The sequence below is a fragment of the Salinirubellus litoreus genome (genome assembly GCF_037335815.1).
Lineage (GTDB): Archaea > Halobacteriota > Halobacteria > Halobacteriales > Haloarculaceae > Salinirubellus > Salinirubellus litoreus.
Genome location: NZ_CP147841.1, coordinates 496,843 through 510,721, shown reverse-complemented (window position 1 = coordinate 510,721; position 13,879 = coordinate 496,843). Strand labels below are relative to the sequence as shown.

General features: G+C 69.0%; 13 protein-coding genes. 10 read left to right on the top strand and 3 right to left on the bottom strand.

Annotation, left to right across the window (positions count from 1 at the left end):
- Positions 1-146: 146 nt before the first annotated feature.
- Positions 147-1,346 (bottom strand): helix-turn-helix transcriptional regulator, encoded by a 1,200-nt coding sequence (locus tag WDJ58_RS02620; RefSeq protein WP_338916073.1) that lies wholly within the window; start codon positions 1,344-1,346, stop codon positions 147-149.
- A 162-nt stretch (positions 1,347-1,508) separates the two neighbouring features.
- Between WDJ58_RS02620 and WDJ58_RS02615 the strand changes: the two genes are divergently transcribed.
- Positions 1,509-2,849, top strand: coding sequence for a DUF7096 domain-containing protein (locus WDJ58_RS02615; RefSeq protein WP_338916072.1), 1,341 nt, complete (start codon positions 1,509-1,511; stop codon positions 2,847-2,849).
- 33 nt (positions 2,850-2,882) lie between these two features.
- The gene (locus tag WDJ58_RS02610; RefSeq protein WP_338916071.1) at positions 2,883-3,386 is read left to right on the top strand and encodes a type IV pilin; all 504 of its coding nucleotides are present in this window, start codon (positions 2,883-2,885) and stop codon (positions 3,384-3,386) included.
- 97 nt (positions 3,387-3,483) lie between these two features.
- Here WDJ58_RS02610 and WDJ58_RS02605 read toward each other — a convergent pair whose 3' ends face one another.
- On the bottom strand, positions 3,484-4,182 hold the full coding sequence (locus WDJ58_RS02605; RefSeq protein WP_338916070.1) for a methyltransferase domain-containing protein: 699 nt from the start codon (positions 4,180-4,182) through the stop codon (positions 3,484-3,486).
- A 195-nt stretch (positions 4,183-4,377) separates the two neighbouring features.
- Here WDJ58_RS02605 and ahaH point away from each other — a divergent pair, with 195 nt between their 5' ends.
- The 8 genes from ahaH to WDJ58_RS02565 all read left to right on the top strand — a co-directional run bounded on the left by ahaH (position 4,378) and on the right by WDJ58_RS02565 (position 12,648).
- The gene (gene ahaH / locus WDJ58_RS02600; RefSeq protein ID WP_338916069.1) at positions 4,378-4,710 is read left to right on the top strand and encodes an ATP synthase archaeal subunit H; all 333 of its coding nucleotides are present in this window, start codon (positions 4,378-4,380) and stop codon (positions 4,708-4,710) included.
- A complete protein-coding gene (locus tag WDJ58_RS02595) occupies positions 4,697-7,015 on the top strand; it encodes a V-type ATP synthase subunit I (RefSeq protein ID WP_338916068.1) in 2,319 nt (772 codons plus the stop codon). Before ahaH ends, WDJ58_RS02595 begins: the two co-directional genes overlap by 14 nt.
- A 190-nt stretch (positions 7,016-7,205) precedes the next feature.
- The gene (locus tag WDJ58_RS02590) at positions 7,206-7,481 is read left to right on the top strand and encodes a F0F1 ATP synthase subunit C (protein WP_338916067.1); all 276 of its coding nucleotides are present in this window, start codon (positions 7,206-7,208) and stop codon (positions 7,479-7,481) included.
- A 22-nt stretch (positions 7,482-7,503) separates the two neighbouring features.
- Positions 7,504-8,085 (top strand): V-type ATP synthase subunit E, encoded by a 582-nt coding sequence (locus WDJ58_RS02585; protein WP_338916066.1) that lies wholly within the window; start codon positions 7,504-7,506, stop codon positions 8,083-8,085.
- Positions 8,082-9,137 carry a V-type ATP synthase subunit C gene (locus WDJ58_RS02580; protein ID WP_338916065.1) on the top strand — a complete coding sequence of 352 codons (1,056 nt, stop codon included), beginning with the start codon at positions 8,082-8,084 and terminating at the stop codon, positions 9,135-9,137. Before WDJ58_RS02585 ends, WDJ58_RS02580 begins: the two co-directional genes overlap by 4 nt.
- Entirely contained in the window at positions 9,134-9,457 is a 324-nt protein-coding gene (locus WDJ58_RS02575; RefSeq protein ID WP_338916064.1) for a V-type ATP synthase subunit F, read from the top strand. Before WDJ58_RS02580 ends, WDJ58_RS02575 begins: the two co-directional genes overlap by 4 nt.
- Position 9,458: 1 nt before the next feature.
- Positions 9,459-11,216 carry an ATP synthase subunit A gene (locus WDJ58_RS02570; protein ID WP_338916063.1) on the top strand — a complete coding sequence of 586 codons (1,758 nt, stop codon included), beginning with the start codon at positions 9,459-9,461 and terminating at the stop codon, positions 11,214-11,216.
- A gap of 1 nt (position 11,217) precedes the next feature.
- A complete protein-coding gene (locus tag WDJ58_RS02565; protein ID WP_338916062.1) occupies positions 11,218-12,648 on the top strand; it encodes an ATP synthase subunit B in 1,431 nt (476 codons plus the stop codon).
- Between the two features lie 108 nt (positions 12,649-12,756).
- Here WDJ58_RS02565 and WDJ58_RS02560 read toward each other — a convergent pair whose 3' ends face one another.
- Positions 12,757-13,851, bottom strand: coding sequence for a S1C family serine protease (locus WDJ58_RS02560; RefSeq protein WP_338916061.1), 1,095 nt, complete (start codon positions 13,849-13,851; stop codon positions 12,757-12,759).
- Positions 13,852-13,879: the final 28 nt, after the last annotated feature.

The following is a 13,879-nucleotide window of genomic DNA, read 5'->3' as shown; positions in this document are numbered from 1 at the left end:
GGATAAGCGTTTCCGAACGGGACAGCTCTCGCCGGAACCGGACGGCGAAGGAGAGGCCCGTTCGCCGGACACGCCGCGGACGACACGGCAGAGGCAGACCGTCCCCTGCGTCAGATGGGGCCGGTGGGGCTCGTCCGGACGGCCCCCTACTCGGTGAACTCGCCGGGCTCCTCGCCCGGGAGGGTGATGAGGTTCTCGCGCCCGATCCGGAGCTTGTCGATGCGGCCCTCCTCGTCCATCGAGGAGAGCAGCTGTGAGACCTTCGCGTTCGACCAGTTGGTCTCCTGGACGATGTTCGCCTGTTTCATCCGTCCGCCGTTCCGCTCGAGCAGCCGTTCGACCCGTTCCTCGTCGGAGAGGAGTTCCGGGTCGACGTCCCCTTCGTCCTCGTCGGCCGGCTCCGAACCCGAATCCGGATCGGCTCCGCCCCCGGGCTCGACCGGCTCGGCGGGCTCGACCGTCCCGTCCGGCTCCGCGTCGCTCGATTCGGTTCCATCGTCGTCGACCCCGCCGTTCATCTCGACGGCCGGGTCCGGCGGTCCCTCCTCGCGGAGGAACAGGTAGGCGACGAGCGCCAGGAGGCCGAGCGCGAACGCCCCACCGACGACGGGGAGGAGCCACTCCTCGAAGAGCCCGGGGAGCGGCGTCTCCGTCCCGTTGGTCCCGCCCTGGGGGCTCGGCGGAGCCGTCACCTCCCGATAGGTGATGGAGAGGTAGCCCGACTCGAACTCGGTCGGGCCCTCCCAGACGAGCGAGCCGTTCCGGAACGAGTCCGCCGAGGGCGCGCTGTCGATCCGGTAGCCGTCCGGCGGGGTGACGACGAGCCGTTCGTCCGACGCCAGCCCGGGGAGCCAGCTCCCGTACGGGAGCCCGAACGCGTCCCCGATCCGGAGGGTGTCGCCGCTCGCCCGCGCGAACGAGGTCCAGGTTAACGTGGTCGTCAGCCGGCCGGTGCCGTTGACGACCGTCGCCTCCCGACTCACATTCCGGATCGCCATCTCCCGACCGGTCGTCTCGCTCGCGGCCTCGCGGGCCCGCTCCATCGTCGCGAGGTAGCGCCCGCCGACCTCGCCGCGCTCGAACTCCTCGGCGAGGCGGTCGAACGCCCGCGTGTCGTTCGCGTCCGCGAGGTCGAACGAGTGGGTCACCGTCCAGCGGGCGTCGCCGTCGGCGTCGACGGTCAGCTCGAGGACGGTCTCGTTCGGCTCGACCGCACCGGACTGGAGGCGGGGATGCTCGGGTTCGGGGGCGGTGGCTGGCGCACCCGCCGCGACGCCGGCCGGACCAGCGAGCGCGAGGAGGAGCGCGAGGACCAGCAGGAGCGTGGAGGGCGGCCCGAACCGCATGTCGGAAGGCTCACGTTCGCGGGGCAAAACGCTTTCCATGAGTGAACGGCGCGTCTCTCGCCGGATTCGGCGGTCTACGCGGCGTCTGCGGGCTCTCTCTCCCTCACTCTCGTCACCGGTCCCGACGGACGGACTTTTGGTTCGGGACACCTATCCACGATCATGGACGGTCCTCGCACGGCCGCACTCGCGGTCACGTTCGCCCTCCTCCTCGTCCTCTCGCCGGCGGCCGCCCTCCCGCTCGACGCCGGAGCCTCGTCGTCGATCCCGGCGACCGCTCCGGTCACCCAGACCGGGAACGACTCCGCGTCGCGTCTGAACGCCACCGGCCTGCCGATCACCGGCCAGCGGAACACCACTGGGTACCTCGCCATCCCCGTCTCCGAGATCGAACGAACCGAGTTCGCGTCGGCGCACATCGACGCGGCGGGGGCGGCCACGGTCGACCGGGCCGAGATCGAGGGTCGATACTCGTATCTCACGCTCGTCGAGTCGTTCACGGCCGCGGGGACGACGGTCGAACGCGAGGCCGCCGTCGAGGTCGCCCTCGCGCGCCTCGAGAACCGCGTTACGGCCGTCGAACGCCGCGATCGTCGGGCGCTGGCCGCGTTCAACGGTGGCGAGATGAGCGCCGGGACGTACCTCCGGGAGCTCGCCGCGGTCGACGCGCGCGCCGACGAGCTCTCCCGGTCGCTCACGCAGCTGTACGAGCACGTCGACTCGATGCGCGACCCGCCGGTGTCACCGGCCCGGATCGCCGAAATGAAGACACGACTGGTCGGCCTCCGTGGACCGGTCCGGGACCGGGTCGCCGCCGCCATGCGCGGGGAGAGCGACCCGATCCGGGTGTTCGTCGAGACGTCGGACACGGGGGTCGTCCTCGCGACGGTGACCGGCTCGGAGTTCAACCGGCAGTACGTCCGTGAGGCCTACCTTCCCTCCGCCAGGGACTCCGACGGGACCGACGGGTTCCGCACGGACCGGGGCTACGACCTCGGGGCGGCCCGGGAGCGGGCGAGCGAGCTCTACCCCTGGACGTTCGAGAACGCGGGTCCGACCTCGACCGGGCTGCGGACCGGCGAGCCGTACCTGTACCGCGCGGGGGTCTACTCGGTAACCGTCGACCACCCTCACGGCACCGCGACCCAGGGTGACCTCGTCGTCTACATCGACGGGGCCACGGGCGAGGTGTTCAGGGAAGTGCAGTTCAAGGACCTCTCGGAGATCCCGACCGGGGAGCCGGTCGTGAACCGCTCGGCGGGGCTCTCCGTCGCGGTCAATCGGACCCACGGGGGCGGTCCGCTATCGGTCGACGCCCGCTCGAACGCGACCGGCGAACCGGTCGACGCGACCGTGTTCGTCGACGGTGCGCGGGTCGGAACGACCGGGTCGGACGGCCAGCTCTGGACCATCGCCCCGCGCGAGGCGTACACCGTGGCCGTGGGGGCCGAGGGCCAGGGTAACGTCACCGTCGGTCCGCTGCTCCCCGAACGCACGACCTGAGATTTACGTACCATGCCGGGGGCACCCCGGCACGTGACCCGCGCCCGTGCCGTCCGACCACCGTCCGACGGACGAGCGCTCGCGCCCGTCCTCGGGGTAGTCCTCCTGGTCGCGCTGACCGTCGTGCTCGCGGCCGTGGCGGGGGTCACCGTCACCGCGCTCGACACGACCGACGAGGTCGCCGGGGACCGGGGTCCGGTTGCCCTGTCGCTCTCCGTCGACCCCGGGGGCGACCGGCTGACGCTCGTCCACCGTGCGGGCGCGCCGCTCGACGCCCGCCGGCTCACGCTCCGGGTCCGCGTGGCGGGGACGCCACTCGACCACCAGCCGCCGATCCCGTTCTTCGCGGCGCGGGGGTTCCGGGCCGGTCCGACCGGCCCGTTCAACGTCGCCGCCGATCCGGACTGGAGCGCCGGCGAGCGGGCGAGCCTGCGGCTCGCGTCGACGAACGCGCCCGGGATCGCTCCCGGTGATCGGGTGGTGATCGAGGTCTCGGTCGGCGACCGCCGAGTGGCGACGCTGTCGGCCCGGGCGTGAGTGCGGATCGACGACTCATACGGATTGTTGTAACGATTTACCGGCGATCACTCGAACGGGGTCCGTGATCGCCGGTAAAAGACCACAACAATCCGTATCAGACCTCGACGGGGTCGTCGGCCGTCCCCGTCGCCTCCGTCTCGGCCGCCTCCTTGCCCCCGCGCCCGTCCTCGGATCCCCTGGGGACGGTCGCGACCGTCGTGATGGCCCGAGGGCTCCCCGGGCGTCGCTGCTGGATGTGGTGTTCGAACGTCTCGAAGCCGGCCTCCGTGAACATCCGGTCGGCCTCCTCCTCGTCGTAGAACAGCATGATCGCGTCGGCGAGGCGCTGGAACAGCGTGGATCTGGGGTAGTCCGGCCCGACGACGAGCACGGTCCCGCCGGGTTTCACGACCCGACGGAACTCCCGGAGGGCGGCCACGGGGTTCGGCCAGTACTCGATCGATCCCGAGGACCAGAGCGCGTCGAACGTGTCGTCCCCGAACGGCAGACGTTCGGCGTCCCCGCGGTAGAACTTCACGGGACCGTGCCTGCCGAACTTCGAGAACGCCCGTTCGAGCTGGTGAGCCGACTGGTCGAGGCCGTGGACGTGCTCGGTGTGCTGGAGGAGCCCCTCGGTGGCGAACCCCGTCCCGCAGCCGACGTCGAGGACGACGTCCTCGGAGCCGACGTCGAACCACTCCAGGGCCCGATCGCGCATCTCCTCGTTCCAGATGAACGGGTTCACCTCGTCGTACACCTTCGAGAGGTACCTGTAGAAGAGGCGTGCCCGCGCCTTGTTCTCGAGGATGCCCATCACCGGCGGGTAGTCGTCCCCCGGGCATAACACCCCCGGATTCGGCACCGTTCGTGGCGGCGTCGGCCGGTGATGGGCACGCGAATCGGGCCGTCGTCCGGGGTCACGCTTCCAGTGTCACCGACCGGCCGGCGGGCACGCGCGGATTCGCAACTACCATATACGCGGTGGACGCAAACGTCGGACGATTAGAACATGGCGAGGCCAGAGGTTCTGAACCGGATACAGGAGGCGGAGGCCGAGGCCGACGAGATCGTGGCCCAGGCCGAGTCCGACCGGGAGGAACGCATCGCAGAGGCCCGCGAGGAGGCCGAGCGCATCCGCCAGCAGGCCCGCGAGGAGGCCGAGGGGATGCGCGAGGAGCGCCTGGCCGAGGCGCGGGCGGAGATCGAACGGGAACAGGAGGCCGTCCTCGCCGAGGGGGAGGCCGAGCGCGAGGCGCTCGAGGAGAGCGCCGGCGAGCGGACCGACGAGGTGGTCGAGTACGTGGTGGACCTCTTCGAGGAGGCGGTGCATGCTCAGACCTGAGCGAATGTCCCGGGTCTCGGTGACGGGATCCAAGCGCGTGATGGACGACGCGATCGAGGCGGTCCACGACCTCAACGTCGTCGACGTGACCGACTACGACGGCGGCTGGGAGGGGTTCGCCCCCGGCGATCCGATCCGGGGAGCCGACCAGGCCGCCGAGAAGCTCGTGACCGTCCGGTCGCTGAAGTCCATCCTCGACGTCGACGAGGAGGACGCCGGACCGGCCCGCATCGTCTCCGACGAGGAGCTCGAGACCGAACTCGAGGACGTGCGCCAGCGGGTCAACGAGCTCGACGACCGGCGCGACGAGATCACCGACGAGCTCCGGTCGGTCGAGGAGCGGATCGACGCCGTCGAGCCGTTCGTCGAACTCGGCATCGACCTCGACCTGCTGTCGGGCTACGACAACCTCTCGGTCGCCGTCGGCGAGGGCGACGAGTCGACGGTCCGGCGCGAGCTGGCCCATCTGTCCGAGGTCGGGCAGTACCAGGTGTTCACCGGCGACGGGGACTCGGACGCCCTCGCCGTGTTCGCCTACCCCGCGGTCGACCTCTCGGACGCGCTCGTCAGCGCGCGGTTCTCCGCCGTCGAGATCCCGGACGTCGAGACGGTCCGCCAGGTCGGCGACGGCGACGCCGTCGACCCGGCCGCGTACGTCGACGCGCTCGAACAGCGCCGACGCGAGCTCGAGTCGAAGCGCTCGAACGTCGAGGGACAGCTAGAGGAGGTCCGCGTCGAGGCGTCGAGCTTCCTGCTCGCGGCCGAGGAACAGCTCGCCATCGAGGTCCAGAAGCGCGAGGCACCCCTCTCCTTTGCCACGACCGAGAACGCGTTCGTCGCCGAGGGCTGGATCCCCACCGAACGGTTCGTGGACCTCGTCGAGGGGCTCCAGGACGCGGTCGGCGACCACGTCGAGGTCGAGGAGCTCGAACGCGCGGACTACGACGGCGAGGGCCACCACACCAGCCGCGAGGAGGTCGGCGGCGACCACCCCGGCGGCGAGCCGACGGCCGCGGACGGCGGGAAATCGACGGATCTCCGTTCGGACGGCGGCCGCACGAGCGAAGCGAGGCGATCCACGTCGGATCTGCGATCCGACGGCGGTCACGGGTCCGACCGCCCGATGAGCGGCGGCGAACCGCCGGTCATCCAGGACAACCCCGGGCCGGCCAAGCCGTTCGAGGCGCTCGTGGAGATCATCAACCGGCCGAAGTACTCCGAACTGGACCCGACGGTGATCCTGTTCCTCACCTTCCCGCTGTTCTTCGGGTTCATGATCGGCGACCTGGGTTACGGGCTCATCTACGTCGCGCTGGGCTACGTGCTGTACTCGCGGTTCGAGAGCGACGTGATCCGCGCGCTCGGCGGCATCGGCCTCTGGGCGGGCGGGTTCACGATGCTGTTCGGCATCCTCTACGGCGAGTTCTTCGGCCTGCACGAGCTCGGCGAGATCCTCTTCGGCGGCTCACCGCCGCTGCACAAGGGGCTCTCGCCCGAGTACAGCGACTACGCGCTCGGCTGGCTGGTCATCAGCCTGCTCGCCGGCGTCGTCCACCTGACGATCGGGTGGATCTTCGACTTCTACGAGAACCTGAGCCACGGCTTCGGCGATGCGATGCTCGAGAGCGGTTCGTGGCTGCTGATGATGTTCGGGCTGTGGACCTGGATCTTCGCCGGTGCGCCACCGACTGGCGCGGCCCCCGGCCTGCTCTACGGCTCCGACAGCGTCTTCAACGGTCATCCGTTCGAGTTCGGCTTCGCCGGCTTCCCCGAGGTCGTCGGGTTCGTGGCTCTCGCCCTGTTCTTCGTGGGGCTGGTGATGCTGGTGTACGGCGAGCCGATCGAGGGAGTCGAGTTCCTCAACGTGCTCGTGAACGTCCTGTCGTACACCCGGCTGGCGGCGGTGCTGCTGGCGAAGGCCGGGATGGCGTTCGTGGTCAACCTCCTGTTCTTCGGGGTGTACGTCACCGAGGAGACCCACGGCGGCGAGACGGTCGAGGCCTGGCACTTCGGAACCGGCGGGATGCCGGAGGCTCCCGCAGCAGGGGAGACGGTGATGTTCCACGGCTACGAGGTCGTCAACGTCATGTTCCCCGGGCTCGTCCACTCGGGCGCGCTCGCCGCCCTGCTCGGGATCGTCGTGCTGGTGCTCGGGCACGTGCTCGTGCTGGTGCTCGGCATCACGAGTGCCGGTCTGCAGGCGGTCAGGCTCGAGTACGTCGAGTTCTTCGGGAAGTTCTTCGAAGGCGGGGGCCGCCCGTTCTCGCCGTTCGGCCACGACCGGGAGTACACGACCGAGGACTGACTGACCGCCGGTCCCGCTGCCTTTTCGGTCGGCTGCGACGGTCCTCGTTCCGCTCGCCAAACGACGCCGAGGGGGGTCAGACAGATGCGTGTACGGCTAGCGGGTCGACGTGGGCGATTTGGGAAGTTTTATTGGGTCTGTCCGGTCATGTCCTCCCGTCTGGAGAGCAGCCAGAAGGAACTACCAAATCATGATCGAACCAATCGCATTCGTCGCTGCAGCCCTCGATGTTATCGCACTACAGGCAGAAGCATCGGCACCGGCCATTCCGAACAAGGCCGCGGCCGCGCTCGCGGTCGGCCTCGCGGCGTTCGGTGCGGGGTATGCCGAGCGAGGTATCGGTGCCGCCGCGGTCGGTGCGGTCGCGGAGGACGACGACATGTTCGGTCGCGGTCTCATCCTGACGGTCCTGCCCGAGACCCTCGTGATCCTGGCGCTGGTCGTCGTCTTCATCGTCCCGAACTAAGCCGTTTAGCCCAGTTTCATCGATGAGTCTTGAAACCGTAACCGAGGACATACGGGAGGAAGCGCGCGCACGCGCGGCCGAGATCCGCGAGGAGGCCGACGAACGGGCCGAGAGCATCGTCGCCGACGCCGAGGCCGACGCCGAGGAGATCCGGGCGGAGGCCGAGCGCGAGGTCGAACGACAGATCGAACAGGAGCGCGAGCAGACGCTCTCCTCGGCCAAGCTCGAGGCCAAGCAGGCCCGACTCGAGGCCCGTCGTTCGGTGCTCACGGAGGTCCGCGAGGAGGTCGAGTCGACCATCGCGGGCCTCGACGACGACACCCGCGAGGAGCTCACCCGGTCGCTGCTCGACGCGGCCGCCACGGAGTTCGAGGACGTCGACTCCGTCCGGGTGTACGGTCGGGCCGCCGACCAGCCGATCCTCGTCGGCATCCTCGCGGACTACGAGGGGTTCGAGTACGCCGGCGAGTACGACTGTCTCGGCGGCGTGGTCGTCGAGAGCGACGCCTCCCGGGTCAGGGTGAACAACACGTTCGACTCCGTGCTCGAGGAGGTCTGGGAGGAGAACCTCCGGGAGATCTCCGACAGGTTGTTCGAGCAATGAGCGTCACCGAGGGGAGTTCGAACTACGAGTACGTCACGGCCAGGGTGCGCTCGCGGCGGGCGTCCCTGTTCGACGAGGACGACTACCGCAAGCTGGTCCGGATGGGGACGGGCGAGATCGCCCGCTTCATGGAGGAGTCGGAGTACGAGGAGGAGATGAACGCGCTCGGGTCGCGCTACTCGGGGGTCGACCTCATCGAGTACGCGCTGAACCGCAACCTCGCCAAGCACTTCGACGACCTGTTGCGGTGGGCCGAGGGCCCGCTGTACGGGTACATCGCCCGCTACCTCCGGAAGTTCGACGCGTGGAACGTCAAGACCGTCCTGCGCGGCATCTACTCGGGAGCCGACCGACAGGCCGTCGAGGACGACCTCATCGAGGCCGGCGAGATCTCCGACGAGCGGCTCGACCGGCTGCTGGCCGCCGAATCCATCGAGGAGGTCGTCGAACTGCTCGACCGGACGATGTTCGGCGACGGGCTGGAGGCGGCGTACGACGACTACGAGGAGACGGACGTGCTCGTCCCCCTCGAGAACGCGGTCGACCGGGCGTTCTACGAGAACCTCGCCGGGGACCTCCCGGCGGACCCGAACCGCGCGGAGGAGCTCTACATCGAGTTCGTCCGGGCCGAGATCGACTTCCGGAACGTGCTGAACGGGCTCCGCATCGCCCGGTCGGGCGTCGACATCGACCCGGCGGACTACTTCATCGAGGGCGGTCGGCTGTTCGACCCGGCCGAACTGCGGACGCTGGTCGGGAACATGGACGAACTGGTCGCGCGCGTCCGGGACTCGCCGTACGGCGACGACCTCTCGGCGGCGCTCGACCGGCTCGAATCCGCCGAGAGCCTCGTCGAGTTCGAGCACGCCCTCGACGTGGCGCTGCTCGAGTACTCCGACAAGCTCTCGAACCGCTACCCCCTGTCGATCTGTCCCGTGCTCGCCTACATCCTCGCCAAGGAGCGCGAGGTCGAGAACATCCGGGCGATCGCCCGGGGCCAGGAGGCAGGGCTGGACGACGAGCGCATCGAGGAGGAGCTGGTGATCCAATGAGCCAGGAGATCGGCGTCATCGGGAGCCCGGAGTTCACAACCGGCTTCCGGCTGGCGGGCGTACGCAAGTTCGCGAACGTCCCGCCCGAGGAGAAGGACGAGCGACTGGACGAGGCCGTCGAGGGGATGCTCGAGGACGACGACGTCGGCATCGTGGTGATGAACGGCGACGACCTCGACTTCCTCTCGCGGAACGTGCGGCGGCGCGTCGAGACGAGCGTCGAACCGGTGCTGGTGACGCTCGGCGGCGACGCCGGCAGCGGCGGCCTGCGCGAGCAGATCAAGCGGGCCATCGGGATCGACCTGATGGCGGAGGATTAACATGAGTCAGGCAACACAGATCGACACCACGGACGAAGGTGTCATAGAGAGCGTGAGCGGCCCGGTCGTGGTCGCCACGGACCTCGACGCCCGGATGAACGACGTCGTCTACGTCGGCGAGGAAGGGCTGATGGGCGAGGTCATCGAGATCGAGGGCGACCTCACCACCATCCAGGTGTACGAGGAGACCTCCGACGTCGCGCCGGGCGAACCCGTCGCGAACACGGGCGAACCGCTGACCGTAGACCTGGGGCCGGGGATGATGGACAGCATCTACGACGGTGTCCAGCGCCCGCTCGACGTCCTCGAAGAGCAGATGGGTGCGTTCCTCGACCGCGGGGTCGACGCGCCAGGTATCGACCTCGACAAGCAGTGGGAGTTCACCCCCGAGGTCGAGGTCGGCGACGAGGTCGAGGCCGGGGACGTCCTCGGGACGGTACCCGAAACCGAGAGCATCGAACACAAGGTGCTTCTCCCGCCCGACTCGGAGGGTGGGGAGGTCACCGCCGTCGAGCCGGGATCGTTCACGGTCACCGACACGGTGGTCGAACTCGACACGGGCGAGGAAGTGACGATGCGCCAGGAGTGGCCGGTCCGCGAGGCCCGGCCCACCGTCGACAAGATGACGCCCGACACCCCGCTGGTCTCGGGCCAGCGCATCCTCGACGGGCTGTTCCCGCTCGCGAAGGGCGGAACCGCCGCGATCCCGGGGCCGTTCGGCTCCGGGAAGACGGTGACCCAGCAGAGCCTCGCCAAGTTCGCCGACGCGGACATCGTCGTCTACATCGGCTGTGGCGAGCGCGGCAACGAGATGACGGAGGTCATCGAGGACTTCCCGGAACTGCCGGACCCACAGACCGGGAACGCGCTGATGGCCCGGACGTGCCTCATCGCCAACACCTCGAACATGCCCGTCGCCGCCCGCGAGTCCTGCGTGTACACGGGCATCACCATCGCGGAGTACTACCGCGACATGGGCTACGACGTGGCGCTGATGGCCGACTCCACCTCGCGGTGGGCCGAGGCCATGCGGGAGATCTCCTCGCGGCTCGAGGAGATGCCCGGCGAGGAGGGCTATCCGGCGTATCTGGCCGCCCGGCTCTCGCAGTTCTACGAGCGGGCCGGCTACTTCCAGAACATCAACGGGTCGGAGGGGTCGATCTCGGTCATCGGGGCGGTCTCGCCGCCGGGCGGTGACTTCTCCGAGCCGGTCACCCAGAACACGCTGCGCATCGTGAAGACGTTCTGGGCGCTGGACGCCGACCTCGCCGAGCGCCGGCACTTCCCGGCGATCAACTGGGACGAGTCCTACTCGCTCTACCGCGAGCAGCTCGACCCCTGGTTCGCCGAGAACGTCGCCGCCGACTGGGCCGAGACTCGCCAGTGGGCCATCGACACCCTCGACGAGGAGAGCGAGCTCCAGGAGATCGTCCAGCTCGTGGGTAAAGACGCCCTGCCGGAGGACCAGCAGCTCACCCTCGAGGTGGCGCGCTACCTCCGGGAGGCGTGGCTCCAGCAGAACGCGTTCCACGACGTGGACCGCTACTGCCCGCCGGAGAAGACCAGCCGGATGCTCGAGGCGATCAAGACGTACAACGACGAGGCGTTCCGGGCGCTCGAGGCGGGCGTCCCGGTCGAGGAGATACAGTCCATCGACGCCGCGCCGCGGCTGAACCGGATGTCGACGGCGGAGGAGTACGAGGAGTTCATCGCCGAGGTCGAAGGAGAGATCACCGAGGAGCTCAGGGAGAAGTACTGAGATGCAGAAGGAATACAAGACCATTACGGAGATCAGCGGTCCGCTGGTGTTCGCCGAGGTCGACGAGCCCGTCGGCTACGACGAGATCGTCGAGATCGAGACGCCGAACGGCGACGTCCGCCGGGGACAGGTGCTCGAGTCGACCAGCGAGTACGTCGCCATCCAGGTGTTCGAGGGAACCGAGGGTATCGACCGGAACTCCGCGGTGCGATTCTTAGGGGAGACCCTGCAGATGCCGCTCACCGAGGAGCTGCTCGGGCGTGTCCTCTCGGGGTCGGGCGACCCGATCGACGGCGGCCCGGAGATCGAGCCCGAGGAGGAGCGCGAGATCGTCGGCGCGGCGATCAACCCCACCGCACGGGAGTACCCCGAGGAGTTCATTCAGACTGGGGTCTCGGCCATCGACGGCATGAACACCCTGGTGCGGGGCCAGAAGCTCCCGATCTTCTCGGGGTCGGGCCTGCCGCACAACGAGCTCGCCCTGCAGATCGCCCGCCAGGCCACCGTCCCGGAGGAGGCCGCCGAGGAGGGCGAGGACGCGAGCGAGTTCGCCGTCATCTTCGGCGCGATGGGTATCACGGCCGAGGAGGCAAACGAGTTCATGGACGACTTCGAACGCACCGGCGCGCTGGAGCGCTCCGTGGTGTTCATGAACCTCGCGGACGACCCGGCCGTCGAGCGGACCATCACGCCGCGGCTCGCCCTGACCACCGCCGAGTACCTCGCGTTCGACCAGGGCTATCACGTGCTGGTGATCCTGACGGACATGACGAACTACTGCGAGGCGCTCCGGGAGATCGGGGCCGCCCGCGAGGAGGTTCCGGGTCGCCGTGGCTACCCCGGGTACATGTACACCGACCTCGCCACCCTCTACGAGCGGGCCGGCCGCATCGAGGGGCGCGAGGGCTCCGTGACGCAGATCCCGATCCTGACGATGCCGGGCGACGACGACACCCACCCGATCCCCGACCTGACGGGGTACATCACGGAGGGGCAGATCTACGTCGACCGCGACCTCAATTCTCAAGGAATTCAGCCGCCGATCAACGTCCTGCCGAGCCTCTCGCGGCTGATGGACGACGGGATCGGCGAGGGGCTGACCCGCGAGGACCACGCCGACGTCTCCGACCAGCTCTACGCCGCCTACGCGGAGGGCGAGGACCTGCGCGACCTCGTGAACATCGTCGGCCGCGAGGCGCTCTCCGAGCGCGACAACCAGTACCTCGACTTCGCCGACCGGTTCGAGAGCGAGTTCGTCGACCAGGGGTACACCACCAATCGCGCCATCGAGGAGACGCTGGACATCGGCTGGGATCTCCTCTCGATGTTCCCGGAGGCCGAGCTCAACCGGATCGACGAGGACCTCATCGAGGAGTACTACGAGGGCGGCAGCGAGGAGGAGGAGACCGTCGAGGCCAGCGCGGACGACTGACCGACGATCCGAGAGGCCACGACTCGCCGCCTCTCCGATCCGCTCTCGTCGCTTCCCGTCGCTGCTCTCGCTCGCACGGCGCCCGAACCGTCCGCGCCGCGTTCCCGCTTACGACTGCCCGGTCGCGCGTTCGCACTCGTTTATGTACTCCTCGGCGTAGGGATGACCGGGGTAGAGCGTCAGCACGTCCTCGAGCAGCTCCGTCGCCCGCCCGCAGTCGCCCTCCCAGTAGGCCGCGAGCGCCTCCTCGTACGCCCGGTCCATCTCCCCGGAGCTGTTCTCGACGTTGAGCTCCCGCAGGTACTCCTTCGCGAGGTCGATCGGCATCGCGAACTTGATCGCCTCGATGCCGACTTCGGGACCGGCCCCGAACGTCGCGAGCCCGATGACCTCCCCGTCCATGTTGTAGACGGGGCCGCCGCTGTTGCCGTGGTTGATCGCGGCGTCGGTCTGGATGGCCTCGATGCCCGTCCGCAGGGTCCGCTTTGCGCTCACCACGCCCTGTGTGACGGTCGGTTCGAGCGTCTCGTCGGCGTTGAAGAACTGCTCGAGCCTGAACCCCGGATAACCGATGATGAACACGCCCTCGCCGACCTCGACGTCGTCCGAGTCCCCCAGCGTGACCGACGGGAGGTCGTCGCGCTCGATCTTGATGACGGCGACGTCGCGTCCCCAGGTGGTCTCCCCGCCGACCGTCTCGTAGACCGTCCCCTCCTTGCGCTTCACGGCGGGCCAGGCCCTGACCTGGAGGTCGTCGCCGGGGGCGGCCACGCCGTTCAGGACGAAGTGGTCCATCGAGACGTCCGTTATCTGCCCGTTCTGCTGGAAGTAGTTCAGGAGCTTGGTGAACAGGATCTCGATCGCCTGCTCGCGCTCCTCCTGTGGGATCTGGTAGTACGACGAGACCTCCTCGACGAGGTCGGCCTGGAGCTGCCCGGCGAGGCTCTGGAGGAGGAGCTGCTGCGGGTCGCTACCGGTGAACACCACGTGTGCGTTGGTGACGATGTAGCCGTCGGGCGAGACGATGAATCCCGAGCCGCTCGATCCGGTCCGGAGCGACTCGCGCTCGATACGGCCGCTCCCGCCGGTCTCCCGCGTCAGCTCGAGGTTGGAGACCTGGGCGAGGAGGTCCCCGCCCGCCGTCCCCGTGCCCGTCCCCCCCCGTGCCCCCGCCGACGCGCTGGTACTGGTAGGAGACGCCATCGGCCCCCGTGAGCTGGAGGGCGTCCCC

Bases quoted from the DNA above. Each gene is read 5' to 3' on its own strand.
- WDJ58_RS02565 (WP_338916062.1), top strand. From the start codon at position 11,218: ATGCAGAAGGAATACAAGACCATTACGGAGATCAGCGGTCCGCTGGTG.
- WDJ58_RS02605 (WP_338916070.1), bottom strand. From the start codon at position 4,182: ATGGGCATCCTCGAGAACAAGGCGCGGGCACGCCTCTTCTACAGGTAC.
- WDJ58_RS02580 (WP_338916065.1), top strand. From the start codon at position 8,082: ATGAGCGTCACCGAGGGGAGTTCGAACTACGAGTACGTCACGGCCAGG.
- WDJ58_RS02575 (WP_338916064.1), top strand. From the start codon at position 9,134: ATGAGCCAGGAGATCGGCGTCATCGGGAGCCCGGAGTTCACAACCGGC.
- WDJ58_RS02590 (WP_338916067.1), top strand. From the start codon at position 7,206: ATGATCGAACCAATCGCATTCGTCGCTGCAGCCCTCGATGTTATCGCA.
- WDJ58_RS02595 (WP_338916068.1), top strand. From the start codon at position 4,697: ATGCTCAGACCTGAGCGAATGTCCCGGGTCTCGGTGACGGGATCCAAG.
- WDJ58_RS02620 (WP_338916073.1), bottom strand. From the start codon at position 1,346: ATGCGGTTCGGGCCGCCCTCCACGCTCCTGCTGGTCCTCGCGCTCCTC.
- WDJ58_RS02615 (WP_338916072.1), top strand. From the start codon at position 1,509: ATGGACGGTCCTCGCACGGCCGCACTCGCGGTCACGTTCGCCCTCCTC.
- WDJ58_RS02560 (WP_338916061.1), bottom strand. From the start codon at position 13,851: ATGGCGTCTCCTACCAGTACCAGCGCGTCGGCGGGGGCACGGGGGGGG.
- WDJ58_RS02585 (WP_338916066.1), top strand. From the start codon at position 7,504: ATGAGTCTTGAAACCGTAACCGAGGACATACGGGAGGAAGCGCGCGCA.
- WDJ58_RS02570 (WP_338916063.1), top strand. From the start codon at position 9,459: ATGAGTCAGGCAACACAGATCGACACCACGGACGAAGGTGTCATAGAG.
- ahaH (WP_338916069.1), top strand. From the start codon at position 4,378: ATGGCGAGGCCAGAGGTTCTGAACCGGATACAGGAGGCGGAGGCCGAG.